The 25,071-nt window shown below is 67.3% G+C and carries 24 protein-coding genes and 2 pseudogenes; 8 read left to right on the top strand and 18 right to left on the bottom strand.

From position 1 onward, the window contains the following. Positions 1 to 1,059: 1,059 nt before the first annotated feature. Both IG62_RS0137120 and IG62_RS0137125 read left to right on the top strand, forming a co-directional pair. Positions 1,060 to 1,818 carry a hypothetical protein gene (locus tag IG62_RS0137120; protein ID WP_234326896.1) on the top strand — a complete coding sequence of 253 codons (759 nt, stop codon included), beginning with the start codon at positions 1,060 to 1,062 and terminating at the stop codon, positions 1,816 to 1,818. Continuing rightward, entirely contained in the window at positions 1,815 to 2,288 is a 474-nt protein-coding gene (locus tag IG62_RS0137125) for a helix-turn-helix domain-containing protein (RefSeq protein ID WP_030814262.1), read from the top strand. Before IG62_RS0137120 ends, IG62_RS0137125 begins: the two co-directional genes overlap by 4 nt. Positions 2,289 to 2,499: 211 nt before the next feature. Here IG62_RS0137125 and IG62_RS47520 read toward each other — a convergent pair whose 3' ends face one another. Then, the gene (locus IG62_RS47520) at positions 2,500 to 2,700 is read right to left on the bottom strand and encodes a hypothetical protein (protein ID WP_158795168.1); all 201 of its coding nucleotides are present in this window, start codon (positions 2,698 to 2,700) and stop codon (positions 2,500 to 2,502) included. Positions 2,701 to 3,039: 339 nt separating this feature from the next. Between IG62_RS47520 and IG62_RS49725 the strand changes: the two genes are divergently transcribed. Next, on the top strand, positions 3,040 to 3,165 hold the full coding sequence (locus IG62_RS49725) for a hypothetical protein (protein ID WP_267887938.1): 126 nt from the start codon (positions 3,040 to 3,042) through the stop codon (positions 3,163 to 3,165). 323 nt (positions 3,166 to 3,488) lie between these two features. Here IG62_RS49725 and IG62_RS0137135 read toward each other — a convergent pair whose 3' ends face one another. From IG62_RS0137135 to tap, 6 genes are all read right to left on the bottom strand, one after another. Beyond that, positions 3,489 to 3,941, bottom strand: a complete 453-nt coding sequence (locus tag IG62_RS0137135) for a hypothetical protein (RefSeq protein WP_158795169.1) — start codon at positions 3,939 to 3,941, stop codon at positions 3,489 to 3,491. Between the two features lie 556 nt (positions 3,942 to 4,497). Further along, positions 4,498 to 5,166, bottom strand: a complete 669-nt coding sequence (locus tag IG62_RS49300; protein WP_234326897.1) for a hypothetical protein — start codon at positions 5,164 to 5,166, stop codon at positions 4,498 to 4,500. Between the two features lie 221 nt (positions 5,167 to 5,387). Continuing rightward, on the bottom strand, positions 5,388 to 5,975 hold the full coding sequence (tpg, locus tag IG62_RS0137160) for a telomere-protecting terminal protein Tpg (RefSeq protein ID WP_030814269.1): 588 nt from the start codon (positions 5,973 to 5,975) through the stop codon (positions 5,388 to 5,390). Between the two features lie 347 nt (positions 5,976 to 6,322). After that, positions 6,323 to 7,672 (bottom strand): hypothetical protein, encoded by a 1,350-nt coding sequence (locus IG62_RS47525; RefSeq protein WP_158795170.1) that lies wholly within the window; start codon positions 7,670 to 7,672, stop codon positions 6,323 to 6,325. Between the two features lie 322 nt (positions 7,673 to 7,994). Next, positions 7,995 to 8,552 carry a telomere-protecting terminal protein Tpg gene (gene tpg, locus IG62_RS0137165; RefSeq protein ID WP_030814272.1) on the bottom strand — a complete coding sequence of 186 codons (558 nt, stop codon included), beginning with the start codon at positions 8,550 to 8,552 and terminating at the stop codon, positions 7,995 to 7,997. 3 nt (positions 8,553 to 8,555) lie between these two features. Then, on the bottom strand, positions 8,556 to 10,775 hold the full coding sequence (tap, locus tag IG62_RS0137170; protein ID WP_030814275.1) for a telomere-associated protein Tap: 2,220 nt from the start codon (positions 10,773 to 10,775) through the stop codon (positions 8,556 to 8,558). A 117-nt stretch (positions 10,776 to 10,892) separates the two neighbouring features. Between tap and IG62_RS0137175 the strand changes: the two genes are divergently transcribed. After that, the gene (locus tag IG62_RS0137175) at positions 10,893 to 12,710 is read left to right on the top strand and encodes a zeta toxin family protein (protein WP_234326898.1); all 1,818 of its coding nucleotides are present in this window, start codon (positions 10,893 to 10,895) and stop codon (positions 12,708 to 12,710) included. Here IG62_RS0137175 and IG62_RS0137180 read toward each other — a convergent pair. Beyond that, on the bottom strand, positions 12,674 to 12,949 hold the full coding sequence (locus IG62_RS0137180; RefSeq protein ID WP_030814281.1) for a hypothetical protein: 276 nt from the start codon (positions 12,947 to 12,949) through the stop codon (positions 12,674 to 12,676). The two genes, IG62_RS0137175 and IG62_RS0137180, sit on opposite strands and share 37 nt — an antisense overlap. Before the next feature lie 202 nt (positions 12,950 to 13,151). Between IG62_RS0137180 and IG62_RS0137185 the strand changes: the two genes are divergently transcribed. Further along, the gene (locus tag IG62_RS0137185) at positions 13,152 to 15,833 is read left to right on the top strand and encodes a tetratricopeptide repeat protein (RefSeq protein ID WP_030814284.1); all 2,682 of its coding nucleotides are present in this window, start codon (positions 13,152 to 13,154) and stop codon (positions 15,831 to 15,833) included. A 45-nt stretch (positions 15,834 to 15,878) separates the two neighbouring features. After that, entirely contained in the window at positions 15,879 to 16,283 is a 405-nt protein-coding gene (locus IG62_RS42725; protein WP_158795171.1) for a VOC family protein, read from the top strand. 55 nt (positions 16,284 to 16,338) lie between these two features. Here the strand turns inward: IG62_RS42725 and IG62_RS0137195 are convergent, their stop codons facing one another. Together IG62_RS0137195 and IG62_RS0137200 are read right to left on the bottom strand one after the other, a co-directional pair. Next, a complete protein-coding gene (locus tag IG62_RS0137195) occupies positions 16,339 to 16,818 on the bottom strand; it encodes a hypothetical protein (protein WP_158795172.1) in 480 nt (159 codons plus the stop codon). Positions 16,819 to 17,238: 420 nt separating this feature from the next. Next, complete coding sequence (locus tag IG62_RS0137200) at positions 17,239 to 17,505, bottom strand: hypothetical protein (RefSeq protein WP_030814289.1); 267 nt, start codon at positions 17,503 to 17,505, stop codon at positions 17,239 to 17,241. On the opposite strand from IG62_RS0137200, the gene IG62_RS0137205 reads away from it, so the two are divergent. Further along, on the top strand, positions 17,506 to 18,405 hold the full coding sequence (locus IG62_RS0137205; RefSeq protein ID WP_051799130.1) for a Ku protein: 900 nt from the start codon (positions 17,506 to 17,508) through the stop codon (positions 18,403 to 18,405). 48 nt (positions 18,406 to 18,453) lie between these two features. On the opposite strand, the gene IG62_RS0137210 is transcribed toward IG62_RS0137205, so the two are convergent. The 6 genes from IG62_RS0137210 to IG62_RS47530 form a co-directional block, all read right to left on the bottom strand. Continuing rightward, positions 18,454 to 18,942, bottom strand: a complete 489-nt coding sequence (locus IG62_RS0137210) for a DUF6233 domain-containing protein (RefSeq protein WP_030814294.1) — start codon at positions 18,940 to 18,942, stop codon at positions 18,454 to 18,456. Then, the gene (locus IG62_RS0137215; RefSeq protein ID WP_030814297.1) at positions 18,932 to 19,285 is read right to left on the bottom strand and encodes a hypothetical protein; all 354 of its coding nucleotides are present in this window, start codon (positions 19,283 to 19,285) and stop codon (positions 18,932 to 18,934) included. The genes IG62_RS0137210 and IG62_RS0137215 overlap by 11 nt, the downstream gene beginning before the upstream one ends. Before the next feature lie 61 nt (positions 19,286 to 19,346). After that, a complete protein-coding gene (locus IG62_RS43540; RefSeq protein ID WP_051799132.1) occupies positions 19,347 to 20,081 on the bottom strand; it encodes a hypothetical protein in 735 nt (244 codons plus the stop codon). 680 nt (positions 20,082 to 20,761) lie between these two features. Beyond that, positions 20,762 to 20,944: a hypothetical protein gene (locus IG62_RS43545; protein ID WP_051799134.1), complete on the bottom strand. Its 183-nt coding sequence runs from the start codon at positions 20,942 to 20,944 to the stop codon at positions 20,762 to 20,764. After that, entirely contained in the window at positions 20,902 to 21,279 is a 378-nt protein-coding gene (locus tag IG62_RS43550; RefSeq protein ID WP_051799136.1) for a Ku protein, read from the bottom strand. Before IG62_RS43550 ends, IG62_RS43545 begins: the two co-directional genes overlap by 43 nt. Then, positions 21,276 to 21,443, bottom strand: a complete 168-nt coding sequence (locus tag IG62_RS47530) for a Ku protein (protein ID WP_158795173.1) — start codon at positions 21,441 to 21,443, stop codon at positions 21,276 to 21,278. The genes IG62_RS43550 and IG62_RS47530 overlap by 4 nt, the downstream gene beginning before the upstream one ends. Before the next feature lie 9 nt (positions 21,444 to 21,452). Here IG62_RS47530 and IG62_RS42735 point away from each other — a divergent pair. Continuing rightward, positions 21,453 to 21,942: pseudogene (locus IG62_RS42735) on the top strand (phosphotransferase); the annotation flags it as partial. 1,008 nt (positions 21,943 to 22,950) lie between these two features. On the opposite strand, the gene IG62_RS0137240 reads toward IG62_RS42735, so the two are convergent. Both IG62_RS0137240 and IG62_RS42740 read right to left on the bottom strand, forming a co-directional pair. Then, on the bottom strand, positions 22,951 to 23,406 hold the full coding sequence (locus tag IG62_RS0137240) for a hypothetical protein (protein ID WP_030814307.1): 456 nt from the start codon (positions 23,404 to 23,406) through the stop codon (positions 22,951 to 22,953). A gap of 193 nt (positions 23,407 to 23,599) precedes the next feature. After that, positions 23,600 to 24,807, bottom strand: a pseudogene (locus IG62_RS42740) (IS701 family transposase). Positions 24,808 to 25,071 lie beyond the last annotated feature (264 nt).

Raw genomic sequence — 25,071 nt, forward strand, 5'->3', positions numbered from 1 at the left:
CTCCCGCTCCGCGTGAGCGGATGCGGCTCGCTCCGCTCACCGCCAGGCGGCACGCGCTGCGCGCGCACCGCCAACCGCAGTGCAGACGCCTCGCGTTGCGAGGCGCGGCCGGCCTCCGGCCGACCCGTGGCCTCCGCTGCGCTCCAGCCACCGGTGACGCTCCGCGCCACCAAGCGGGCTACAGGATCCGAGGAGGCGTCAACGAGAGGGTGACGGACCGCCAGCAGGAAGGGCACACAAGAGAGGTGACAGGGGATCGGGAAGAGAGGGATATGAGGGGTCAGGCGCCGAGAGAAGCAAGCTCATCCCACGGGCCGGTGGGTATGTGCGTCAAAGTTAAAGCTAGATTGAGTCTGGAATGAACCAGACCCACCGGCGGGGACTAGTGAAGTCGTTGAAATTAGGGGAGAATTTGCGCTCAAGAGAATGGAAGAATGCGCGGAACTACCGGTTCGGTGTCGATACAGGCGAGCCTAGAAAGTGACGGATAGCTGGTGATTTGAATTGGCGCGAGATGTGATTATGGAAGGAGCTGAAGACTTCGGAAGTACAGCGGTGAGGTCATCGGGGAAACGCTCCGGGAGGCTGCTGGGGACCTTCGCCGGTGGGTTGGAAGGACAGACCAGGTGTCGGTTGACGGGGTGGCTTTCGTGAGCGTGCGCGGTCTCGGGTGTTGGGATGGCCGGCCGTCGGAGGTGAGGTTCCGAAGCCGTGGTTGCGCGTCGCACGACGACGGAAGGCGGCGGCCGCGGTTCGGTTCGCGCAGACCTCAGCCACCTAATACTTAGCAATACCAAGAACCCGCTGGTCAGAGGCGTGTGCTTCGGTCGATCTGTCCCCTCAGCCGGTACACATCGCTGTCGGTATGTACCGGCTGAGGGGACAGATCGAGGGCGAGATGTCAGCGACGCCGACAGTTTCGCGTGCAAAACGTCAGCGAGGCCGACATTCCAGGGAACGTTGCGTTGGGCGGTCTGGCGGGCGTACGAGGAGGAGATCTGTCCCCCCTGGGGGGACACAACACGCCGGAATGTCAGCCTGGCCGACATATTTGTCGGCGTGGCTGACATACTGCTGCGGTCCAAGATCAGCGAAGTGGAGAGCAGCCTCGTGTCACCCGAGCCACAGCGCCGCCGTCCCGCACCGAAGCGCGCGCCGCGCCGCCCGGAGCTGCCCCTTGATGATGAGATCCAGGCGTGGTCCAAGCCGGTTCAGCCGGTTGAGGATCTGGACTCGTTGGCTCGTCGCTACCCGCGCCGCAAGGTCTCGCTCAGCAGTGAGCGCAAGCCGATGGAGTTCTACGACACCCCGGAGCGCCCGAAGGCGTTCTCCATGGACTCGTTGGAGTTCTTCTTCCTGATCGCGCAGTACTTCCGAGAGGCCCTACCGCTGCGGCTGATCCTGTTGATGATCGCCTGCCAGAAGGCCGGCGGGCAGATCCGGCTGACGCAGGAGGAGATGGCGACGGTGCTGGACGTACACCGAGGGAAGATCAACGAGGCGCTGCAGGAGGTCATGAGCCATGGCATCGTCTTCAAGGTGCGCCGTGGCGTCTACCAGTTCAACCCGCCCTACTCGTACCGTGTAGCGGAGTTCATCCCGGGCACGGAACTGGTCGAAGCCGAGTACGTGCAGGTCGACCAGGACAAGGCGATCGCGAAGATCCGCAAGGATGAGAGCCTGCCGGATCTGGTGCGGTTCCCGTCGCTGGAGCACATGCGCGAGGCGATCGAGGAACTGCGGAAGAAGCGGGCCGAAGAACGCGCTGCACGCCGACTGGCCCGTGCGCAGCGCCAGGAGGAGGGAACAGCCCAGTGAGTACCTTGAAGTGGTCGGCGACCAACGCCGACAGCCTGCTCGCTGACCTGGACCTACCGCCCGCCGCCTACCGGGCGCTGCTCAAGCTTCGGGGACTGAGCGAGCCAGGGGGCCGCATCGCGATGGACCAGGCCACCCTCGGCGAGCTGCTCGGGCTAAGCCGCCCGAGCGTGAACGCCGCGCTGCGGAGCCTGGAGCTGGCCAAGCTCGTGAAGAAGGTCCGCAACGGCGTCTACCAGATCAACCCGATGCTGGCCGGCTACAGCTCCCCCGAGGATGCCGAGGCCGCGGTCAGGGTGATGCCGAAGGCGGACCGCCTGGACAACAAGGGCTACTTGGCGAGCTACCACAAGGCCGTCGCCGCCTACCAGGACCAGCTCGCCGAGCAGCGCAAAAAGAGGGCCGCCGTCGCCGCCGCCAAGAAGGCCGCCGCAGACAAGCGCCGTGGCTCGCTGCACGCCGTCGGCTGATTCGGGGCCACCAGCCTCGTACGGAGAGCGGCGCTGCACCTTTCGGGTGCAGCGCCGTTTACGTGCTCGGTTTCGACGCCGACACCAGAGATCCACGCCAGTGTGGACAAAGTTCCACGCGCGCAGGGACAACCGGGGGCTCGGGTCCTTGACGGTGGGAGGCGTATGTGAGATCCGTGCACCCGGTTCCCGCGGGCGGGAACCCCACAGGTCACGGGCGCCACTGCTCGTAGGGCACAGAGAGACCGAGCAGAGCGGCGGGCGGCCGCTGACGATAGTTCCCGTAGCGGCCATCGCCGGGCCGGTCCAGCCCCTCATGCTCGGCACGGTAGGCGGTTTCGACGCCATGCTCGGCACGGTAGGCGGTCCCACTGACACTGCCCTGCAGCAGACGAACGACCGTTTGCTGCACGGCGCCGCTGTCTCGTGCAGCACCAGCTGGTGTACGAGCAGCACCCGTGTGCCGTCCGGGGCCGGCCTGGAGTGTCATCGCTCTCCAGCATCCAAAACAGCCGCCACCCGGACACCGAGGAGCACGACTCACTGCCGAGATCCCGGCCACGCTGCACCGTGCAGCCGACACAGCCGCGCAACCGGATCCGGGGCACAGCTGTTGGACTCTCAGGCTTCGACATACGCCACGATCGTGATGGTGCGCAGCGCGGTCACGTAGTAGATGACCCGGACCCCGTCGACGTCGTCCAGATAGCCGCGCAGCAGAGTGTCGGGCACCGGGGTGCCCAGCTCCGGCTTGACGCTGAGCGCGACCGACCTTGGCGCGCTGATCGGCTGCGTAGGCGCGGACGGAGGCGGCGGCGTGCTCGTCGAGGGGCTGACGGTCGGGCACGGGCGCGGTGGCCGGCTGCTGGCTCCGTAGCGGGGCACTGGCCCCCGCTACGAACGAACCGGACGCTGGCACAGGTACACAGGTACGCAGATCGACGCGGCGACCAGGGAAAACAGGGGGCCAATGACACAGGTCCGGCCGGCGGGGCGGGACCCAGGGCCCCAGGTTCGGACGACGGTGAAAACTGCCAGCAGGCCCAAGCCCATACGGATCCGGATGCGGCAGCCACAGACGATCCGACTGGCGTCCACCACCTTGCGCTGACCCCGGAGATGAAAGCCCACCACACATGTCGGGGATGAGAGAGGCGCGTGGCGGTCTTCCTTCGGCAGCCCTGCGGCGCTGCGGCCGGATCAGTCGAGGGCGTTGCCGAGCCCGGTCAGCAGTACGCGCTCACATGCTCCCGGCCCGTCGACCAGGTCCACGAAATCTGCGATCAGCGCGAGTGCGCACCCCATCGCTCGCGGTTCGCTGTCGGGGACCGGCCCGGCCTGGTCTCGCCAGGCCACCGGGTCGCGCCCCTGCAAGGCGACCGTCACGACCTGGCGCACCATCGGTAGGTCGGTGTCCTCCACGAACTCGGACTCGGCCAACTGGACGACTTTGTCCATCAGCGTCTTGGTGAACTTCTCGGCGATCCGCTCGCCGCCGGTTGTCCCGGCGCCGACCTGTACCAGCGCGCCACCGATCAGAAACACTGTTCCCCGCAGGAGTTCGCCTACGCCGTAGATGGCCGTGGCCGCTTCGATGCGCTCGCTCAGGGCGGGCCACTCACTCTGGTCGTCTGCCGAGCGCAGGATGCTCACCTGGTCCCATGCCGCCTGAACTGCGCCAACCTCGACCTGCGCACCCCTCATCGCCATAACGGCCGAACGTAGCTGTGCGTACCGGCCCGGCGCATGACGATTGTGAGATTAGACCCGAAAGGGGGTCTTGGCAGGCGCAGATCAGCGGAACGGAGCGTGGCTCCCCAGCAGGGCTGGGGAGCGGGGCCTCCTCACGTTGTCACGCTGTCACGCGGAATCTGCTGTAGGGCGGGGTTCGCAGCCTGACCGATGCCTGAAAGGCGATCAATTCGGACATCGGGGCGGGTGGTGTCACGCGATCAGGCGGCGGCGTGACAGTCGGCGTGACAAGGGGCGTGACACTCCGTGTGACGCTCGGTGAGCAGATCGGACGTCACGACGCTCCTATCCCTCAGGCTCACAGGTCACCTCACAGGAACGCGTCTACCAGGGGGTTCGAGGGTTCAACCTCACAGGCTCCAGGAGATGACCCGATCGTCGGTGAGCAGGTCCTCGTAGTGGTGCCCGATCGCGCTGTGCTCGCTCCAGGTGGCCACAACCATGTCGTCCGTCGCGCTCATGCCGTGCCGCCCTTCTGCCCGGCCGCCAGTGCGGGGCTGAGGGCGCTGTCGAGCCAGGCGGCGAGCGCGTTCGTGGCGTCCGGGTGGGCCTTGGCGAGACGGCCGACGAAGTCGAGCTCGCTGTTGGCGGCCGCGGCGCCGGTGCGGGCGAGCGCGGCGAGCAACGCGGCGTGGGCGCGCACCGGCAAAGGCAGCGAGCCGTCGATGGCGGCCGTACGGGCGTCCGGATCGGCGTAGTGGCCGGAGTGGTCGGCCAGGGCCTGCGCCAGCCAGCCGTCGACCGCCGCGGCGCGGTAGTCGCCGCGCTCGGCCAAGAGGTCGCAGGCGGCTTCGTCCCCCGGCAGGCTCGCCACGCTCCGGTCGAGTCGGCCGGCCTTGGCCAGCCGTGCGAGTTCGTCGGCCCGGACGGCGATCTGCTGCTCCTGGAGGCGCTGCTGCTCGGCTTCCTTGCGGCGCCGGTCGGCGGTGAGCTCCTCCTGGACGACTGCGTCGGCGTCCGGGTCGTACGGGCCACCGCTTGCCGCGAGCAGCTGCACGATGCGCTGCCACTCCGCGAGCTCCGCTTCACGGCGGCCACCGTCGTCGGCCAGGTCCTCGTGGCGGCGGTCCAGGTGCGCGTCGAGCTTGGCTTCCTCGAGGCCCGCCACCACCTCGCTGTGTGTCATGCCCCGCGCGCGGCGCCGGACTGATGTCCGGCCCACCTTCGCGTAGTCGACCGGGCAGGAGCACCGGCGCCGGCTGCATGGGCACGGCGCGGCCGTCGCCACCCGTCGAAGGTGTTCATCAGGGCTCGCTTTCGACGTGAAACGGAGAATGCGGCCCGCCAGCCATGCGAGGCGGCGGGCCGGTCACCCCGGTTTTACAGCAGTCTCGAATTCCGTTGCTGCTAAAAAGAGACATCGAGCCATTCCACGTCCGCGAATTCCACCTGTAGGCCCGCGCGCCCGCCGCCGCCTTGACGGAAATAGGCGTCCGCTATGGCCTCCGCGACCAGCTCGTGCAGATCGCTGTCCGTCGCTCCGGTCTCCTTGGCCGCCAGGATCGCGGCGGCGTGGGAGGGCGAAACAGCGACGGTGATGTCCCGTACGCGTCCCGCGTCCGAGGTGCCGTAGGGGCCGAATCCGAAGTACGCTCGGCAGGAGACAACGATCCCGCCAGAGGTGGTTGCGTGCTGCCTCGCGCGTGCTCTGACCTGTGGTTGCCACTGTTCCTCGGTCTCGTGCGCCAGGGCCTCCTGGAGGCGCTTCTGCGGCTTCGTGGTGGCGCCGGAGCGGTAGCGTTCCACCGTGCGGCGGGAGACGCCCAGACGCTCGGCCACGACCCGTGTGGAGCCCTTGGCGCGCGTGAGAAGGAATTTCATCTGGGCCCGCGCGGATTTCGGCGCGGGGCGGGTGAACGTGGCGCGCTCCGCACGTGTCAGCGCGGCGCGGATCTTGCCGTGCCACGGGGCCGGCGTCTCGGTGGTGTCGTCCATGCGGACCAGGAGACGGCGGATCGCCTGTGGACGGAGACGGCTGATCTCCATCCTTGCAGGTGACGGCACCCTGGTCAGCGCGGTCGCCGGGCCGGGGGCGTTACCGTCTGGGCACGTCTGGCATGTTCTTCATTCCGGCCGCCTGCTCCCGCCAACTGCCGCAGGTCATCCGCTGGCGCGCGCCCGAGCGGCGTGCCAGAACAGCGCCGGTTGGTCGCCTTCGGCGAGCGACGTCCGGCGCTGCTGCACCTGGTTCAGTTGAGAGTGCCGTGACAGCTGGCGAGCATCGGTTCGGCAATTTGCAGACGATCACTCGGACCCCATTCACGGATCGAGAGCGCGCAATATCATCTGCCGCTTGCAATATCCTGTTGGCCGGTGAACGAGTACGGAATGGCCCCGAAGAGGCTGAGTTCTACACACCCGCCAGTTCGTAGCTCGGGAATTACTGTGGGGTCGGCAATATCCTCCTGCGTAACTTCCCGAAAATCAGCCCTCCGCTTCTCCCTCTCCTCCACTCTTCGCCATCCCAATAGGGTGAGGGCTGCTCCCAAAACTGACCCCGCTCCAGGAATCGGTGCCAAGATTCCTACAACTCCAGTACCAAGCTGGCGCACAAACTGTCCTGGCTTAGTCTCCCACAGGAACATTTTGCCTCCACCGCCTTCCCAGTCAGTTATAAACTCGCCTGCGCCGACCTCAAGGTACTTTCGGAATTCCTCGATGGCCTTCTCAAAGCTCATGGCGGCCGAAAAGCTCGATTTCTGGCCTACTTGCTGCGCCGTCTGGGCGAACTTTCGATACTCGGTCCGACTCCGAATCTTGGAAACTTGTTCCGCAGTCAATAGTGCTGCAATTTCGTGAATATTCCGCTCTTCGTCAAGGCGCCTTGGGGCTTTTTTCTCAAACGGCTCGAGTAGTTCAATTCTTCCATCGGCACGCCGCTCCCAGAGTGTGCGCGTGCCGTAAATGCGATCAACATTGGCCCCATAGGCGGCTGGACAAATCGGAGGGATTCCGATCCCCTTCGCCATCGTGCCCAGCGATGCGATAGTCATATTCGTGCGGACCTGCTGGGCATGCCCGCTATGACGTGCCGAAAGATTGTCGCGAGCGTACTCCCAGAACTCACTCTGCCTCACGGTTTCCAGGCGCCTATCCTCGATCTTTCGATAGACGCTCTGGGTCATCTCGAGGGCTATGGGCTCGGGGAGCCCAAGCGCCATCCAATAGTCCGGGCGCAGGAGGTATCCGTACCCTATCTTGCACATTTCATCGCTCGTGTCGGTCCGCACAATTTTAGGATTGAGACTGTCCAGCAGGCGTGCAGACTCGCGAATTTGATCCTCCTCCATTTCCGCCACGAAATTACCCTTCTCTATGATCAACTCGGCAACTTCTGAGTAGTTATTGGCCGCAGCGCGCATAGCTGTTACGATCAAGCCGTCTCGGAACAGCTGCTGGTATCCGGGTCCCAGTTCCTCATCGCGAAGCAGAGCGAACATGGATGGGCTAACAAGAATGCTTGTGTCCGCCAGGAAAAGGCGACGATGCAAGAGTAGGTTATGGTTGAGGTTCGCGCGTAGGCGAAGAGTTCGCTTCCTGTCAAGCGGATCCATAAGCTGGAATACCTCATCGCCAGCGGCCCAGTAAGCATCGGGGTAAGCTGGACTTTGGGTGATCTCTCTCAATTCCATATTTCAGCGCCTCCATTTTCCCGCACATAAAGGCTGGAGATTTTTCGCCTCTGCCCCTCCCTCCAGCGTGCGCCCTCTCACGCTCTCGCTCAAACGGGCGACATCGAGACTGCAGCGAGAAGGGGTAATTGCCTAAGTCTTCATCCATCCCCTGGCGGGTAATCGAGCGAGCCCGGACCGATCGTCCGGGCTCACTCTTCGGGGCGGCGTGTGCCAAGGCTCGGCGGTCAGTCCGGTGTGCTCCCTCCGTCGGTTTGGTGACAGCGGCCTGCCTTAGTGACAGCTATCGCTTCGGCTCAGGGGTGACGAGGACACGGTCCTGCTACAGCTCGATGTCGATGTGCTCCACGTCGGTGAACTCCACGCCCAGGCCGGCCGCGCGGGTGTTGTTGGCGCGGAAGTACATCTCTGCGAGGCCCTCGGCTGCGATGCGCTGGAGTTGCTGCTCGGGGGCGCCCTGCTCGTGGGCGGTGAACAGGCGGTCGGCCCACTGGGGCGGCAGGGCCTGGGTGATGTCGCGGATTCGGGCGTCGTCGGTCGTGCCTGGCGCGGCGGTGAATCCGAACCGGGCGCGGCTGGAGACGATCAGGCCGTCGGTGGTTGCCGCCTTCTTCTTGGCCTTCGCTCGGATCTGTGGCTGCCACCGGTGCTTGACCTCGCGCTCTATGCGCGCACGCAGGTCCTTGCGGGGCCGCTTGAGTTTGCCGACGACGTAGCGCTCCACGGTGCGCTGGGAGACCCCGAGCGCCTCCGCGACCTGCCTGGTGCCCTTGAGTTGCTTGACCAGGTACTTCATCTGCGCTTGGGCGCTCTTGGGGATGGGTCGGGTGAAGGCCCCCTCCAGCGCGCGGTCCAGGCTGTCCCCGACCGAGTCCGCCATGACCTACTCCCCTTCTCCGGCCGTCGGGTCGTTTTTGATCAGGTTGGCGACGTTGAAGACGCCGCCCTGGGCATCGAACTGTTCCTCGGCCCACAGCACGGTCTGCGTGCCCTGGTGCTTGACCATCCCTGGGGAGACGCCGAGCCGGAACGTACCCGGCACGGGCTTGCCCTCGTCCGTGTACGGCAGGAAGTCGAGCGGGGAGGGGCCTGGCGACGGATAGACCAGCGCGTCGGTGCCGATGGCGACCGGGTAGACGTCCGCCGCGGCGGCGGTCTTCATCATCTTGCGGTGCATGCTGACCCGGACTGTGGCCAGCACGGCGGCCCGGATGTCGGGGCGCCATGTCTCCCGGGAGAGCGCCGGCCACGGCTCGTAGTACGGCACCTGACCCCGGTTGCGCTGGCGCAGCTTGCCGATGCCGCCCTTGGCGGTGGCTTTGATCGCCTTGAGCACCAGGGCCATCGTCGGGTCCGCCTGCTTGGAGCGGGTCATCGCCTGAAGGAACTGCTGGCCGCCCAGGTCGGTGGTGACGCCGAGGTCGGCCATCGTGGCGACGTAGGCGTCCCGTAGCCGCTTGTACCAGGGGTCGAGGTAGCGGCCGGTCTGGGTGCGTACGTGCGCCTCGATCGGCGCCACCTCGAAGCCAAGTTCCTGCGCGTACGCCACGGTCGGGGTGGCGTACCAGGCGGGCCCCTCCGGGCGGTCGCCCTTAGGTGTGAACGGCGAGGGCAGCCGGTCTCCGTCTACGGTGCGCCCGTTGATCTGAACGTGGGAGAGGTCGACGTGGGAGAGGTCGACCAGCCACGAGCCGGGCAGCGACGGGTCGAACTTCGGGTTGCCGGTGAGGTGGGTCGGCCCGTTCAGACCGACGGTGAGCCCGTTGGCGGCCGCCGCGAACGCCATGTTGACGTCGATGGCGACCAGGTACGGCTGCATGCACTCCTCGTCGGTGAGCTGCCGGCACCAGTCGTACGGCTCCTCCACCAGCATCTCGGCCGGAGTCCGCAGGTGATGCCGGGCGTACTTGCCCTTGAGGTTGGGATGTTCGTCGGGGACTTCGCAGTCCACGACCTTGTACACCTGCGTCAGGGCGTCGTCGTTGAACGCCCTCTTGAACTCGCCGGTGGCCGGGTCTTTCTCCGCGCGGGTGGGCGGGCGCAGTGCCGTCATCAGCTCCAGGCCGGTGACCGCGGTGGTGCCGCGCGGCGTCATCACGCGGTCCGCGTACGTGCCGAGGAACCGGGCCAGGTCTGCTCCGTTCATCGTCGGCAGCAGTGGATCGTTCTTGTTGTCCCAGTCGTCGACGGGCAGCGCACCCCAGGCCGGGATGCACAGCTGGACGCAGCGACGCTTGGAGCCCTCGGGTTCGCGGAAGACCCGCGTCCATGATCCGAACCCGCGCTGGGTGAGCTGCAGGCCGGCCTTGCCGATCTGCTTGACCACCTTGTGGCTGTCCTTGAGCCGCCCGGCGCGCCGCTCTTCCTGCGACAGTTCGGCAGGCAGGCCGTAGCGCTCCAGCGCGGCGGGGGTGAGGAGCAGGACGGGGTCGGCGTCGCGGCCGTTGCGGTGCAGGCGGGCCTGCCCAAGCTTGGCCTCGGTCAGCGTCCAGTCGACCAGCGCGGGCAGGGACTTGGCGGGCACGTCCAGGACCAGGCCGCCGACGCAGTACGCCGACACCTGCCCGTCCTCGCAGTCGACGACCGCCAGCGGGCCGTTCTCGAACCGCGCATCGGCGCCCACCGGGCCAGCCGGCTTCTTCGCCGTCCGCGCGGCCGGCCGCCGCGACGTCGATGACGGCTTAGTGGCACGCGCCGGCCGCGACGCGGTGGCCGGCGCGGCGCTCGACTCAGCGTTCTCTTCGGCGGTCACGGCCGCTACCTGGGGCGCTGATGGGGACGGAGTTCGCGCCTCAGCCCGGTCGGGCGTGCCAGTGAACGTCCACGGCAGCTGCGCAGCATCGGCGTCGGCGGGCCTGGGGTACTTCTCCGCCCACCCGTCCAGCAGCCGTTGGTACGCCTGGCGACGCGGCGGCCGCGGCTCCGAGCGGCCGGCCTCCCAGTTCTTAACCGTCTGCGTCGACGTCCGCAGCGCCTCTGCAAGCCGCGCCTGCGAGATGCGGGCCGCTTCGCGCAGCCGCGTTCGCTCCGCCGGGGGCGGCATCTCCGGCTCACCCTCCAGCAGCGCGTCCACCGCCGCAAACAGCTCATCTTCGGTCGGCATACTTCACCTCCATCCGAAACGCTACCACGAACTTACCCATAAATTTATCTTTGAATTTGCAATTTTCTTACCCTTGGATTTATGATCGCGCCGCTGTGATCAGAAGGGGAGGTGCGGGTGACCAAGCTGGACGTCAGCTCAGTCGTGCTGTCCGAACGGGAGAGCCGCGACGTGTTGCACCGGGTGATCCTTCCGGCAGCCATCAAGGGCGCCGTGCGCCAGGCCCGGCCGGTCGTCGTCATCGTCGGAGGCCAGCCGGGTGCCGGAAAGACCGAGGTCGCCGCTCTCGTCCAGGCAGCGCTGGACCGTCGCGGCGGAGCGGTGCGAGTGTGCCGTGACCTCTACAAGGCCGTGCACCGGCGCTACGCCGAGCTGCTGGCCGCCGACGTCCGCACGGCGGGAGCCCAGGTCCGGCCCGATACTCGGCGCTGGCAGGCCGCCGTTGAAGAGCACGTCCGGTTCTGCGGGTTCGACGCGGTGGTCGAATCCGCGCTTGCCGATGCTGACGAGTTCCGGGCGTCGGCGACCGCGTACCGAGGGTCCGGCTCCCGAGTGGAGTTGGTGGCGGTAGCGACCGCGGAAGCCTGGAGCCAGCTCGGGATCCTGGACCGCTTCCTGACGAAACACCGTTACGTGTCGTGGACGAACCACGACACGTGCGCCAAAGAGATGCTCCAGACCCTGGCGGTCATCGAGGCCGAGCAGTTGGCCGACCGCATCACCGTCGTCCGGCGCGACGGCACAGTGCTCTACGACAACGAGCTCATCGACGGCTCGTGGCGGCGGCAGCCTGCGGCCGACCGGGCGGTGGCCTACGACAGAGGTCGGCCGTGGTCCGCCCGGGAGACGGCTGTCTTCCGCCGGGACCTGGCGCGCACCGATCAGCGTCTGCACCGCGAAGTCGAGTGCGAGGACCGGCGCCTGGCCGTACAGCGAGATGCCGAGCGCGCCGCTGCGCTGGCCGAACCGGTCCGCCGCATCGCGCAGCCCAGGCAAGAGGCGCCTGGCGTCGACTACCACCGGCTGTCCGAAGCGGAGCACCAGTGGATCTACAACGAGCTGATCGCGCCGCCACTCCTGGGCGGCATCGTGCCCCGAACGGACCCGCGAGCGGTGTACGTGATCGGGCAGCCCGGAGCGAACAAGACCGCGCTCGCCACCATGGTGCGACGGGCGATGCGGCCGGGGACGACGCGCCTGGTCGGCGACGACTTCAAAGCCGCCCACCCCGACTACCTGCAACTGCTCAGGGACGATCCTCGGGGCGCGGGCGCGGCGATCCGCGCCGACTACCGTGCCTGGTACGCCAGGGCCGCGGCGACCGTGCGCGCCAGACGCGGCGACGCACTCCTCGAGGCCGCGCCCGGCAGCGCGGAGGAATTCCTGGCCAGCGCGCTGCCGTTCGCGACCGACGGCTACCCCGTTGAACTCGTGGTCGCGGCCGTCCGGGAGGCAGACAGCCGTCTGGCGACCGCGCTGCGTTACGCCCGCGCCCAGCAGCTCGGCATCCCGGCCCGGTTCACCACGAAGGCCGGCCACGGCCGGTGCTTCAACGCCGTCCCCGATGTGGTCGAGCTCGCTGCCTCCCATCCGGCGATCACGGCCGTGACGGTGATCCGCCGGGACGGCCAGGCACTGCTGCGCCAGGAGCAAGGCGGTGGCCGGCGGGCGGTGTGGGCGCTGGAGGCAGAGCGGCTGCGGCCGTACACCGAGCCGGAGGCCGTCCAGGTCCTCGCACTGCACGCGGCGCTGCGCAAGGCGCTGCCGCAACACCGTCGTGAGCTGGACGAGATCCTCGCGCTCGCCCGGCCATTGATGCCCGCCGGGCTGCAGCCGGCCCGGATCGACCGGCCGCACCCGCCGCTGTGGCCACTGCCGCTCCCCCGCCGGGCTTCGGACTACGACTCCGTCAGTTCCTTGAGCCGGGCTGCGTAGACGGCTGCGACGCGGGCGGCCTCCTCCGGATCGGCGGTCGTCAGCTGCGCCTGGTCATCGAGAGCGGCCTGCCGGGCGGCCTTCAGCTCCGCCATACGCGCCTCGTCGGGCATCGGCGCCCTGTGTTCGGCGGCGATCTGGGCGGTGTACCAGCTCACCACCGCACGGACGGCGTCGAACGCCTGCTGGTCTTCACCTCCCTCCAGCGCGGAGAAGTCGGGGACGTTGGGGTCAGACACGGCGACCACCCTCCTTGGGATCTTGAAAAGGAACTCGCCATTGTCCTACCGGCCCCAACAGCAAGACAGCCGCCTGACCGGCCGCGCAGCGGGAAAGGCGGGAAGCCCTGCTGCGGCCGCCTCGCCGTTGGGGGGATGCTTGTCGAACGGTCCGCCGCGGAGCGTAGGTTGGGCCTGTTGATCATTTACCGGGGGGTTTGAGGTGGCGGGACGAGATCTGCGGGCGCTATTCAGCACCAACGACCGCGGCCTGACGACAGCAGAGGCATTCACCAACCGTCATACGCAGTGGGACCTGGTCGCGGCCGCGCTCGCCGCACACCTACGGCACACCGCCGATCCCGCTTTCGACGCCGAGGACCTCGAAGCGGCCCGCAACAACGTGATCACGTTCCACGGCGTCGGCGGTATCGGCAAGACGACGCTGTCACGGAAGCTGGAGGCCGCCCTCGCCGACGCCGGACACCGACCCGACCAGTGGGGCGCCCCGACCTGGACCGGCGAGCGGATCGTGCCCGTACGGATCGACCTCTCCCGCTCCGCCGGCACCGACTTCGAGCAGATCATCCTCACCATCCGGGCCGCGCTCACCGAAATCGGACGCCCCCTGCCCGCCTTTGACGTGGCGCTGCGCCGCTACTGGGAGCACCAGCATCCCGGCGAGCCGCTGGAGGAGTACCTGCGCCGCGGCGGGCTGGCCTCCCGCTTCGGCAAAGCACTGCCCCAGCAGATGCAGTCCGCGCTGTCCGACGTCGCCCAGGCCCTGCTCCTGCCTGGCACCGTCGGCTCCGCAGTCGGCCAGGTGACCGGCTCCCTCGTGAGGGCGCTGCGGGAACGCCGGCAGACCGTCCGCGCCCTCGCCGGATGCGCGCGCCTCGCCGACCTGCTGGAGGCTGAACCCGACCTGGACGCCCTCTCGTACTACCCGCACCTGCTGGCATGGGAGCTCGCCCAGCTCCCGGCGGACAAGACGGCCACACCGGTGATCCTGTTCGATACCTTCGAAGACGTCGGGGACCGTACCCACCGGGACATGGAGCGGCTGCTCCAGCGAGTGGTGTGGCTGATGCCCGCTGCGTTCTTCATCATCACGGGCCGCTCCCGCCTGCAGTGGGCCAACCCCGCCCTCCAGGGCCAGCTCGACTACACGGGGCCGGCGGCCTGGCCTGGGCTGGCGGCCTCCGCCGTCGTCCCGCCCGCGCGTAGCACTGCGCCTGCTGCGGCCCGGGGAGGCCGGCAGGTACTGATCGGCGATTTCTCCCCCGAGGACTGCGACGACTACCTCGCCCGCCGGCTCGCCCGGGACGGACAGGCCCTCATCAGCGAAGACGTCCGTCGCGTCATCGCCGACCGGTCGCATGGCCTGCCGCTCTACCTCGACCTGTCGGTGATGCGATTTCTGGAGATCCGCCGCACGGGCCGCACACCGCAGCCGGCCGACTTCGACCACGACTTCCCCGCCCTGATCGCCAGGACCTTGTCCGACCTCACCCCGGACGAGCGACACGTCCTGCGTTCCGTCGCACTCCTGGACGCCTTCGACATCCCCCTCGCCACACAGACCACCGGTATGCAGCACGAAGCGCCGGCCAGGCGCCTGATCGAGCGTCCGTTCGTCCGCGAGTACACCTTCGGGCTGTGGCCGTACCACCTGCACGCTCTGATCCGGTCCACCGTCCGAAACGCCGATGACCAGGCCGACGACCGCTGGACGCCGCGTGACTGGCAGCAGGCCGCTGAACGCGCCTTGGCCGCGCTCGGCGCGCAATGGACCGCCAGCACCGCGCCGGGCCGGATGCTGCTCGTCGGATGCCTGCGCCAGGGCCTCGCCCTGGCCCGGGACTTCGGCCTTGATCTGGGCTGGCTCACTGATGCCGCCTGGGCGTACGTCAGCGACTCCGTGTGGGAACCCGTCGCCCCACCCGCCCAGCAGAATGTCGACGGCGAGCCCACGGCGGCCGACTCGCTGGTGGAGCTGCTCAGTACGCTCGCCCGCCGCCAGCATGAGCACCGTGAGCGCACCGCCGACCGACTCACCGCGGTCGTCGAGGCCGGCTTGCTGCCTGCCGAGCTGCAGGAGATGGCCGTCTACTACCTAGCCAAGGCCCAGCGCGACCTTGGCCGGTCCGACGACTCCCGCCGCGGCATGCAGCTCGTGGTCGACGGCGACGGTCGACTCGCACCCGCCGCCCGTCGCGGCCTGGCTCACCTCGCGCGCCTGGCCGGCGACTTCCCCACCGCCCTCGCCACCGCCGAGAATCTAGGCTGGGCAGGCCGCCACCACCGTGTCAGGGGCGACGTGTGGTGGCTCCAAGGCGACCTTGACCGCGCGGCCGCCGCCTACGAGGCCGCGCGCGACGAAGCCGAACAGCATGGCGTCGCCGGCGAACGCGCCACGTCGCAGGCGCAGCGAGCCTTCGTCCTCGCCTTCCGCGCCCCCGACCAGGCCGAGGACGAGATCGACCTCGCCCAGCAGTTCCTGGACGGACTTGACCTGCGCGCCACCACCCTCACCACCCGCATCGCCGCCCTTGTACGCGATGCCGGATCCAGCGGCGTGGAGGACCAGGCGCGCATCCTGCGTACCGAGGCCAGCGTCGCCGGCCTCGTCACAGCAGATGCCACCGTGGAGCTGGCTGTGTGCTTCCACCACGCTGTCCTCGGCAACCACGGGCCGCTGGCCGATTCGATCGTCCGGCTGCAGGAGATGAGCCAGAACGCCGACTACGCCTACTTCGTCGACATCGCGCACTTCATGGCTGGCCTTCCCGTTCCCGACGAGGCCAGCTCTGGGGCGCAGTGGATTGATGGCCCCGGTCCTACTCGGGACCGCTGGCGCGCCCTTGTGACGGCCCGGCGCCGCTACCTGTCCTCAGCTCGGTGAGCAACGAAGGCCCCTTCGCCAAGGGGCACGACCCTAGGAGAATCTGTGAGCGTTTCCCTGCGAGCTGTGGTGATCAAGTCACCGGATCCGGTAGCCCTGGGGGCCTTTTGGAGCGCTGCATTGGGCTCGTCGATCGACCCGGGCACGGACGGTGTGGTCGTCAGGTTCGGTCAGGGGAAGGAACAGTTTCTCTACATCGCCGAAGGCCCAGGACGCGAGCATGGCGACCAGGACCCTTTTATGTTCCTGGCAGCGACAGGCACGACCCTGGATCAGGAAGTAGACCGTCTTGTGAAACTCGGCGCCATTGCCATCGAGAGAGTATGGAATGTCGACCGGCAGCTCAAGGTGGGCTTTGCCGTGATGGCCGATCCGGAGGGGAACTGTTTTCAGGTCCTTTCCAGCGATGAGGAAATTCAGGCCGCGGAGCGCATGTTGGAATCGTGGTAGCGTTTCGTGCGGCCAACCCGAAGGTTAGCCGCACGAAATGCTTATTCAGAGGATCTCAGCGGCAGTAAAGCGTTACCGTCCTGCTGGGGAACACGTGCGACCGCTGGTAGCCGTGGTAGACCATGCCCAGCGTGCCGACAGTCACGAATTGTCGTTTGCTGACCAGGTCGGCACAGTGGTAGCTGACCTTGAGGGTCATCTTCTTGCAGCTCGTCCAGTGGCCGTCCTTGTATGCGACGTTGTAGACGGGGTTGGCGAGATGGATGGTCAGGTGGCACTTGTCCGGCGGCTTCGGTGTGCACCAGGTGATCTGAACGGTGGCATAGACGGTCTTGCCTCCGTGGGTCAGCTGGCCCGGATCGTTCGCCCTGTACTTGCAGCCGATGTCCGTCTTCACCTTCAGCGAGCCGCTGCTGTTGGCCTTCGCCGAGACGCTCTTCCCGGGCTGAGGAACATCCGCGGAACTGGCCGGCGCAGCCGATAAAGCCAATAAGGCAGGAACGGTAGCACCGAGCACTGCCAGCTTGCTCTTCATTTATTCCCCGTTTCTCCGACTTTTCTACTTCCCTCATTTATAGCAGCCGCAGAATGCGCGTTCGAGTCCTTTTTGAGGCTTGGCGTGAACCGGTGCGTACTGGCCAACACGCCAAGAAGTTAATTCCGCTTGACTCCTACGCTGAAGGCCGTGCCGGAATCCTCCCTGCCGCCCTGTTGTGAAAAGCGGAACGGTCAAACGAAAAAGTACCGGAATTATCTGTACCGGAAGCGGTAGGTGGCAAAGATCGCAAGTCAATTTGGGAGCGGCAGGAAACCGAAGATGCCATCTGCCACTCACCTTGCTGGCGACCGGCAGAGCGGCTGATTACGCAAAAGAGCCGGGACCCTGGATGAGGGCCCCGGCTCGTCGCTGTCCGAAAGGCAGTGCCGGGCGGCTGTGCCGAAGCCAGCAGCCTGGTCAGTCTGTGTTCTTGCCCACCAGGGAGGACAGCAGCTCGACGATCTGCGCCTGGTTGCGGTCCATCTTCTCTTCAAGGGCGTCGAAGCGAGCGTTGACCTTGGCGAAGCCGTCCCGGACCTCCCGGCGAAGGGCTGCCTGGCCCTCGATGACGGCCGCGAAGTTGCCGCCTGATTGCACCTGCAGCGCTTCGACGCGGTCTTCGACGCCTTCGACACGACGGGTCAACGCGTTGAGCTCGTTCTGCGCGATGGAATCCTCGGCCACGTGGGCTCCTGCCAGATCATGAAAATCAGCGGTCATCAGGCGCTCCACGATATCGCGCCGGCCGAGAGCAGTACTCCCCTGTATGGCCCAGCAGTCATCAAAGATGCGCCCGGCCCGGGCGCGGCCGACGCTGGAGAAATGAGGGCCACGTGGTCCGGGCTGATCCAGTTCGGGATGGTCGCCCTGCCGATCCGGCTGTACGCGGCCACCGAAGAGCATGCCGTGAGACTGCACGAGATCCACACCGCAGACGGCAGCCGCGTGGAGCACCGGCGCTTTTGCCGAGCTGAGGGCCGGGAGATCCCGGCCGGGGAAGTCGGGCGGGGCTTCGCGATGCCGGACGGCCACATGGTTCCGCTCACGGAGGACGATCTGGCCCGCCTGCCGCTGCCCACGAAGCGTGTGGTCGAGGTGCTGGGCTTCGTTCCTGGGCAGGACGTCGATCCGATCACCTTCAGCCGGCCCTACTACGCCGGACCCGACGGTCCGGGTGCCGATCGGCCCTACGCGCTGCTTGTCGAGGCGCTCGCCCGTACCGGATACGTGGGCATAGCCAAGATCGCCATCAGGAGTCGCGAGCGACTGGCGCTGCTGAGACCACGCAATGGGGTGTTGATCATTCACACCCTGCTCTGGCGAGACGAGGTCCGTGAACCGGGCGACCTCGCCCCCGCTGCGCCGGTCACGGACCGCGAGCTGGAGCTGGCCGAGGTCTTGATCAGGGAGCTGACAGGTATCGAGGGGCGCGAGCTGCATGACGAGTACACGCACGCCCTGGAGCAGCTCGTGGCAGCAAAGGCCGGCGAGGGAGAGCTGGTTGAGCCGGCGGAAGCCCCACCACCAGTGGATTTGATGGCTGCACTGGAAGAGAGCGTACGAGCGGCGCGGACCAAGCCCTGACAGCCTGCGGCCATGCCAGCCGCTGGCCAGCTCCTCCCATGCCGCGAATCAGGGCCGGTGCCGCAGTACCGCATCCGGGCGGCACACCGGGCACGCCACAGTTGTCGGATCATCCCCGGCGAGCGCCTCGAGCGCCTCCTGGTCAGTCACCGTGCCGCCGACCGATTCGGCCGAGGCGCAGTCGAGCCTGTGAAGGTAGGCATCGGCCCAGCCGTCTCCGGGGGGCGCCGGGGACAACCGCCACCGCTTGCGCTCGTGTGGGGGCGGCAGGTCGAGGCTGCTGTAGTCCTCACCCGGGATGGCTCGGCAGTAGGGGTGCGGCACGCAGATCTCGACGGTCCGCACTCCCAAGCTCGGCCGCCGGCTCCGGTCGTCGACCCGGTCGGGCACCTCGAGCCGGAGGTCGTACCACCAAGTGCCGGAGCGGTCCCGGCGCCGCCGGAGCACCTGTGCCTTCAGGTGCTGGCCGTCCGGAAGGGTGACGTCTGCCAGCGGGGCCGAGACGTCCAAGGTGAAGTCGTCCTGGTCATCCTTCACGGGGCAAGCTGGCGTCGGCCGGCTCGACATGCTTGAGTGCCGTGCGCGCGGCGACCGGGTCGGGGCACGAGGCCCAGAATGGGTGTGCGAAGACGGTGGTGACTAGCTCCATCTGGCGGGCTCGCAGGTCGTTGACCTGCTGCTTTTCCTCGTCGGTCCAGCCTGGGGAATCCGGGCGGTTCGACTCGTAGTAGTGACCGGACTCCTTGGTGTGGGTCCAGCCCGGCAGGGGCTCCACCGACCATGGCAGGCGCGCGTACAGCGCGGACAACTCTGCCCGGACTTTGTGCAACTGCGCCTGGGCATCTACCAGGTCTTGAGGAAAATCGAACTTCTCGGCCATCGTGGCTCGATCTTAGCCGGTTTCCGGACACGCGTTCGATTGCCTCGGTGGGGCTGCCTTCCTACGGGTTGAGGCTCCACCGTTGCTCGTAGCGGATACGGGGGGCGGCCGGGCCGGCGTCGCGGTAGAGCTGACGGATGTCTCGGACGATGCCGTCGTGGTCGCTCAGGTCGATGTAGTCAGGGTCGACGGCATGGCCGATGAGACCGAAGAGCATGTGGGTGCGATTCTGCCCGGGTCTCGGGGCGATGGTGCTGGCGGCTGCCAGGCACTCGGCGAGGAGGCCAGGCCACGGCATGCAGGCGGGCTCGGGGGCGGGCTTGCCGGCCTTGGTGGCGAGCTCGGCAGCCCGAGCGTTGGCACTCGCCGCATTGGCGGACCGGTCAGCCCGTTCCTGCAGATCAGGTACGGCGGCGAGACGGCGAGCCAGAGCCATGATCTCGTCGTGGTGCTGGTCGGCCCACACGAGCTCGGCGCGGCGGTCGCGTTGGGACCGCAGGTAGTCCACTCGCTCACTCTGGCTCAGCGGCTCACCGTGGACGTCGTCAATGTCGGTGCGCAGTTGCAGGTAACGACGCTCGGCGGACTGGCGGTTGCGCATCTCCAACGCGATGGCTATCCGCGCCCAGGTGACCTTCTTGGCGCGGGCCGCGCCGATGAGGCGGGCTTCGTCGACCAGCAGCTTGTCGCGCAGCGTCCGGATCACGAGCAGGGCGGCAAGCGTGTCGGTCTCGGTGGCCTCGTCCGCAGCAGCGTTTTCGATGAGCCGGGTGAGCTGGTCGTACTTGCTCGCCACGTCGCTGAGGCATCCACTGGTTTTCAGCAGTGGGGTGGTCCGGGCCAGTTCACCTACCCAGTCCCCCTCCTGCGGAGGCTGCGGGGTCAGCAAGTGCTGCCAGGCGTAATAGCGATTGGATTCCGATTCGGGGCGTCCGGTTGATGTCGTCTCGCGGACGACACTGTTTGTCGTCCGCGAGACGACATTCTTTGAAGACCGCAAAATTACTACTCCAAAAACTAGAAAGCTGAAGCAAAAAAGAGTTACTCGCCAGACGGAGTAGGAACCTGCGGCAGCTCGGCCGCAGCACGCCGACGACGCCGGCGCCGCACCGCCTTCGCGATCTGGGCGACGCCCCAACCTGTCGCCAGAACGGCCACGCCGGCGACGTACTCGGGCCACGCCTGTACCAAAACGTGAGTCATTGCAGGTCAATGCACATTTCTTGATCGATGTACGCCGTGCGGCGTCGGTCACAACGCGGGCTGCCCGGCCTCGGGGCAGCCAGACGGCGGCGGGGAGCACGCCGCAGCCGTCTGACGAACATTCTTATGGCATGTGCCAGTGCAGAACGGCCATTTTGCGGCGTTCCGGGAATTCGCCAGGGTTCGCCACCCTGCGCCGTGAGCAAGATGCGTCAATTACGCGGATTGAATTCAATCGAACAAAAGCGGAATAGACTGCTCGCCGAAATTCTGCTAGCCGTGATTCCCGTGGCGAGCACGCCGAGCGTCGCGCACGGATGCCTCCAACGCCGCCATCAAGTCCACCGGCGGCTGCAGCTCAACCGACGGCGGCACCGCCTCGCCGCCGGCGGCGAGGGTGTCCACCAGGAGACTCAGCGCCTCGGCGTAGTCGTCGTGCAGGTCACGGATATCCACGCCCCCTCCATCTCGGCCCTCAGCAGCTCCGCGAGAGCCAGCTCCCGGTCGGTGGTCGGAGCCGGGCTGGACAGGTCGCCGGGATCCCGGATCTCCTCGGGCCAGTGCAGCGTGTACAGCACCAGGATCCCGTTCCTCGGCCGCAGGACAGCCAGCCGCTCCCGCGATCGGTGGGCCACCTTGCACACCGCCAGGCGACCGGTCCGGGCCAGGGCTTCGACGAGGAGCGCATACGGTTTCTGGGCCCCGGGGCCGTGCGCGCCCACCCAGTACGGCCGGGCGTACAACAGCGGATCCACCTCGGTCTCATGGACGAATCCGACGACCTCGATCACTCGCTTCGGGGCAGCGGCAGCGCTTCGAGGTCCTCGTCGTGAATGACCACCGTCCGGCCGTCCGGTGCTTCCCAGCCCCGGGCAGTCTCCTCCAGCCCGACCTCACGACCCTCCAGCTCGCACACCCGCCGGTGACGGATACGTCCGCCGTCAGCAGCATGCACGAGATGGAGGTCGTAACCCCCGAGGGCGCCGATGCCGCGGTCTGGGCCGCCGCGATCGACGTGATCCGCAAGCCCGCGCCGCGCTACGAAGGGCGGTTCTTGCACCGGGACTTCCAGCCCGGCAACGTGCTGTTCGACCTGCCGCCCGAGGACCCGGCCGGTGCCGCCGGTGCCCGGATCACCGGCGTCGTCGACTGGGCAGCGGCCTCCTGGGGCCCGGCGGACCTCGACGTGGTGCACTGCTCCACCAATCTCGCGCTGCTGCACGGCCCGGTGTGGGGCCTGCGCTTCACCGAGGCGTATCAGGAGGCTGGCGGGATGCTGGCCGCGGCCGCGGACGAGCTGCTGTACTGGCAGGTGCGGGAGCCACTGGCGTTCTCGGAGGAAGTGAAGTGGGTGGCGCTGCCGTGGTGGGAGGCAGGACGGACCGAGCTGACGACACGAGTTGTGCGAGCGGCTGGACGCCTATGTCACCTCCCTCATGGACGCGCTGGGCTGAGCCAGGGCGGTCCGGGACTCTGCCCCACCTCGTGGTTTATCGCTCAACCAAGTGGTGAGTCAGCAGACCCTGGGGCTCGTCGACTCCTACAGGGCTCGAGCCGGCGAGGAGTGCTGGGCCTGGTCGCCGTGGTCGAAAAGCTCCTGCGAGCGCGTAGCGTGCAGGGCCATTGGATCCTCCAGCAGCATCGATCGCAGCTGTTGAGTGAACTCGCCGGTATCTTGTTCGACAGCGAGGCAACACACCCCCAGTGTCGCCAAGACACCGAAGGGCGCCGTGTCCGGTCCGTCATCCGGCGACATACGGGCGCCAGCTACTTGCTGGAGAGGTGCCCTGGGGAAGTAGTCGGCCTCTGCCCGTTCCCGCAAAGCACCCTGTTCCTCCTGGCCAGCGGGCCGAGTTGCCGACGCTGACAGCTCTGTTGGGGCCACTTGTAGAGCACGTTGTTAAGCCACTTGTAGGGCCAGTTGGCAGGCGAGTTGAAGAGCAAGTTGTAGAGCAAGACGGACAAACCTACGCCCGCCGCGGCCTCCGCCGCCGAGCGTCTCGGTGCGGGCAGTGCGGGTCGTGCCGGCTCTGGCAGAGGCGACCCGCACTGACCGAACTCAGCTGATGAGCTTGTTCAGTCCCACCAGGCTTCCCGCGTCGGCAACCAGGCTGGCAAGGACGCTGGCTGCCGGAACGGTGCCCCCCAGCTCGCTCAAGAAGCCGACGACCTTACCGATGGCGACGGTGCCGCGGCGGGGCCCTCACCTCGCGCGGCTTGCCTAGTACTGCAGCCGCAGTTGCTGTGACGGGCTGTGGGGTGGCTCGTTGAGCTGGGCAAGGGGGGATGTCACGGTTGATGAGGTGCACCGCTGGGCAGCCGGTCTGGCGCTGCCACAGGGCCGCTGCACGGCCAGGGAAGGTGAAGGGAGGGGAAGTCTCTACCTTGCGCCGAAGTTTCGTCCTGCAAAAGACTGCAGCCGGCCAGGCGATAGCCGCAGCCTCGCGGGACTCAGCAAAACCTCACGTCTGGCACTGAGACGTCGCCGCCCCGCTCCAGTTGCTCCAGGCGCCCCCTGCGGGACGGACGTGGACGCGGATCTCCACCTTCACGTTGACCGGACCGCAGACCCGGTCGGTATCGCCGATCTCCACGGGACCGACGGTCGAGCGGCGCGGGACGGCGGTGCGGCCGTTGCCGATCTTGACCCAGTGGCCGCCAGAGACCACCCGGAAGAATGCCTCGTACTCGACCCAGGCAGCGTGGGGGCGGGAGTTGGTCAGGGTGGTGTACGCGGTGATGTCGCGGAAGAAGACGTGGCCGTCCTTCCAACGCTCCGCAGAAATACAGCCGTTGGCGGTAATCCCCTGGGTCGAGACCGAGCCCCCGCAGGCGATGCCGACGGCGTGGGCCGGTGTGGGGACCAGGAGGGCGAGCCCGGTAGCAGCCGTCAGGGCTGCGGTACGGCGTAGGTACATGGGGTCCTTCCGGTCGGCAGACAGGAGCCTTACCTTGCCGCGAATTTTCGTCCTGGGAAAGGCCGTCTCCAGCTAGTAGGGCTTTGTTAGGTGGTGTCGTAGGGCTGCCATGGGGTGGGTTGGTGGCAGGTAGGGCAGGTGCCGGTCCAGGTGGCCAGGAGGTGTTGAAGGAGGTCCAGGGCCTGGTAGAGGGTCAGGCCCTGGCAGGGGCTTTTGGGCTCCTCCGCTGTTCGGTCAGGAACAGATGGGCGGCGGCGACGAGGGTGACGTGGCGGTGCCAGCCGGTGAACGAACGGCCCTCGAAGTGGTCCAGGCCCAGGGCGGTCTTCAGTTCGCGGTAGTCGTACTCGATCCGCCAGCGGGACTTCGCCAGCCGCACCAGGTCCTTGGCGGGGATGTCGGCCGGCAGGTTCGAGATCCAGTACTTGACCGGTTCTGCCTCTCCTTCGGGCCACTGGGCGATCAGCCAGACCAGTGGAATCGTGCCGTCGGCGGCCGGCTTGGGCCGTCGTCCCGCCAGGCGGACCCGCAACAGCACGAAGTGGGAGCTCATCGCGGCTTTGGAGCCCTTGCGCCAGGTCACCGCCTGCCCCTGACAACGTCCGGCGGCCAGCATGTGCTCACGCAAGGAGAGGGGGTGGGTGCGGTAACGGGGCAGCGGCCTGGGGCCGAGTCCGCCGTAAGGCGGCTGGTGCGGTTCGGCACTCTCGCCGTGGGCAGTCATCTCCGCTTTCACCTGGAGCACGTAGCCCAGATGGCGGTCCTCCAGACCGTGGCGGAAGTCGGCATTGGCACCGTAGCTGGCACCCGCGACCAGCACGGCGGGCCGCAGCCCGGTGCCGGCCAGCTCGTCGAGCATCTCCAAGGCGAGCTGCCACTTGGGGCGGTGCCGCTCGTCCTGGGGGATCCGGCAACGTTCCCTGCGGCCGGCCGCCTCAGGGGTGTCCCAGCTCTCGGGCAGAAACAAACGCCAGGCCAGCGGACAGGAGGCGGTGTCGGAGACCGCGTGGACACTGACCCCGATCTGGCAGTTGCCGACCTTGCCCAGAGTGCCGGAGTACTGCCGGGCCACCCCGAGCGAGGAAGCGCCGTCCTTGGGGAACCGGTGTCGTCCACCACCCACACCTGCGGGCGAACCGCCCGGACCGCCCGCCATGCCAGCCGGGCCCGGATGTCCTGGACCGGCCAGGCCGAGGACGTCATGAACTGCTGCAACTGCTGGTGATCGATCCCAAGACGCTCGGCCATCGGCTGCATCGACTTGCGCCGGCCATCCAGCAACAACCCCCGCAGATACAAGGCGCCCTTCTCACGCTGATCCCGCCGCACCAACGATGCGAACACCTCGGAGGCAAACTCCTCCAACCGACTCCGACACGCAGCAAGTTCCCCAGCCCTCATACAACCAGCGAACTACCAGACACCCACCGCGACAAGACCACGTAACAAAGCCCTACTAGCTAGCTGGCGCAGTGAGGTGAGCGCCAGCTGGGCCCGGCGGGTCAGATCGGTGTCAGGTAAAAGTCAGGTGGGTCCTGCATAGTATTTCTCAACGGCAGCGCGAGCCCCGGAAACGGGGTGAGTGTCCGCCAGGGAGAGGTACCCGAAGTGGTCTAACGGGGTCCGGGCTTTTGGTCCGGTCGGGCTATGCCTGCGCAGGTTCGA

Source organism: Streptomyces sp. NRRL S-337, assembly GCF_000720175.1.
Taxonomy (GTDB): domain Bacteria; phylum Actinomycetota; class Actinomycetes; order Streptomycetales; family Streptomycetaceae; genus Streptomyces; species Streptomyces siderophoricus.

Bases quoted from the DNA above. Each gene is read 5' to 3' on its own strand.
- tpg (WP_030814272.1), bottom strand. From the start codon at position 8,552: ATGGCGGACTCGGTCGGGGACAGCCTGGACCGCGCGCTGGAGGGGGCC.
- IG62_RS0137215 (WP_030814297.1), bottom strand. From the start codon at position 19,285: ATGGCCGAGAAGTTCGATTTTCCTCAAGACCTGGTAGATGCCCAGGCG.
- IG62_RS0137240 (WP_030814307.1), bottom strand. From the start codon at position 23,406: ATGTACCTACGCCGTACCGCAGCCCTGACGGCTGCTACCGGGCTCGCC.
- IG62_RS49300 (WP_234326897.1), bottom strand. From the start codon at position 5,166: ATGACACACAGCGAGGTGGTGGCGGGCCTCGAGGAAGCCAAGCTCGAC.
- tap (WP_030814275.1), bottom strand. From the start codon at position 10,775: ATGCCGACCGAAGATGAGCTGTTTGCGGCGGTGGACGCGCTGCTGGAG.
- tpg (WP_030814269.1), bottom strand. From the start codon at position 5,975: ATGGACGACACCACCGAGACGCCGGCCCCGTGGCACGGCAAGATCCGC.
- IG62_RS47525 (WP_158795170.1), bottom strand. From the start codon at position 7,672: ATGGAATTGAGAGAGATCACCCAAAGTCCAGCTTACCCCGATGCTTAC.
- IG62_RS0137195 (WP_158795172.1), bottom strand. From the start codon at position 16,818: ATGAAGAGCAAGCTGGCAGTGCTCGGTGCTACCGTTCCTGCCTTATTG.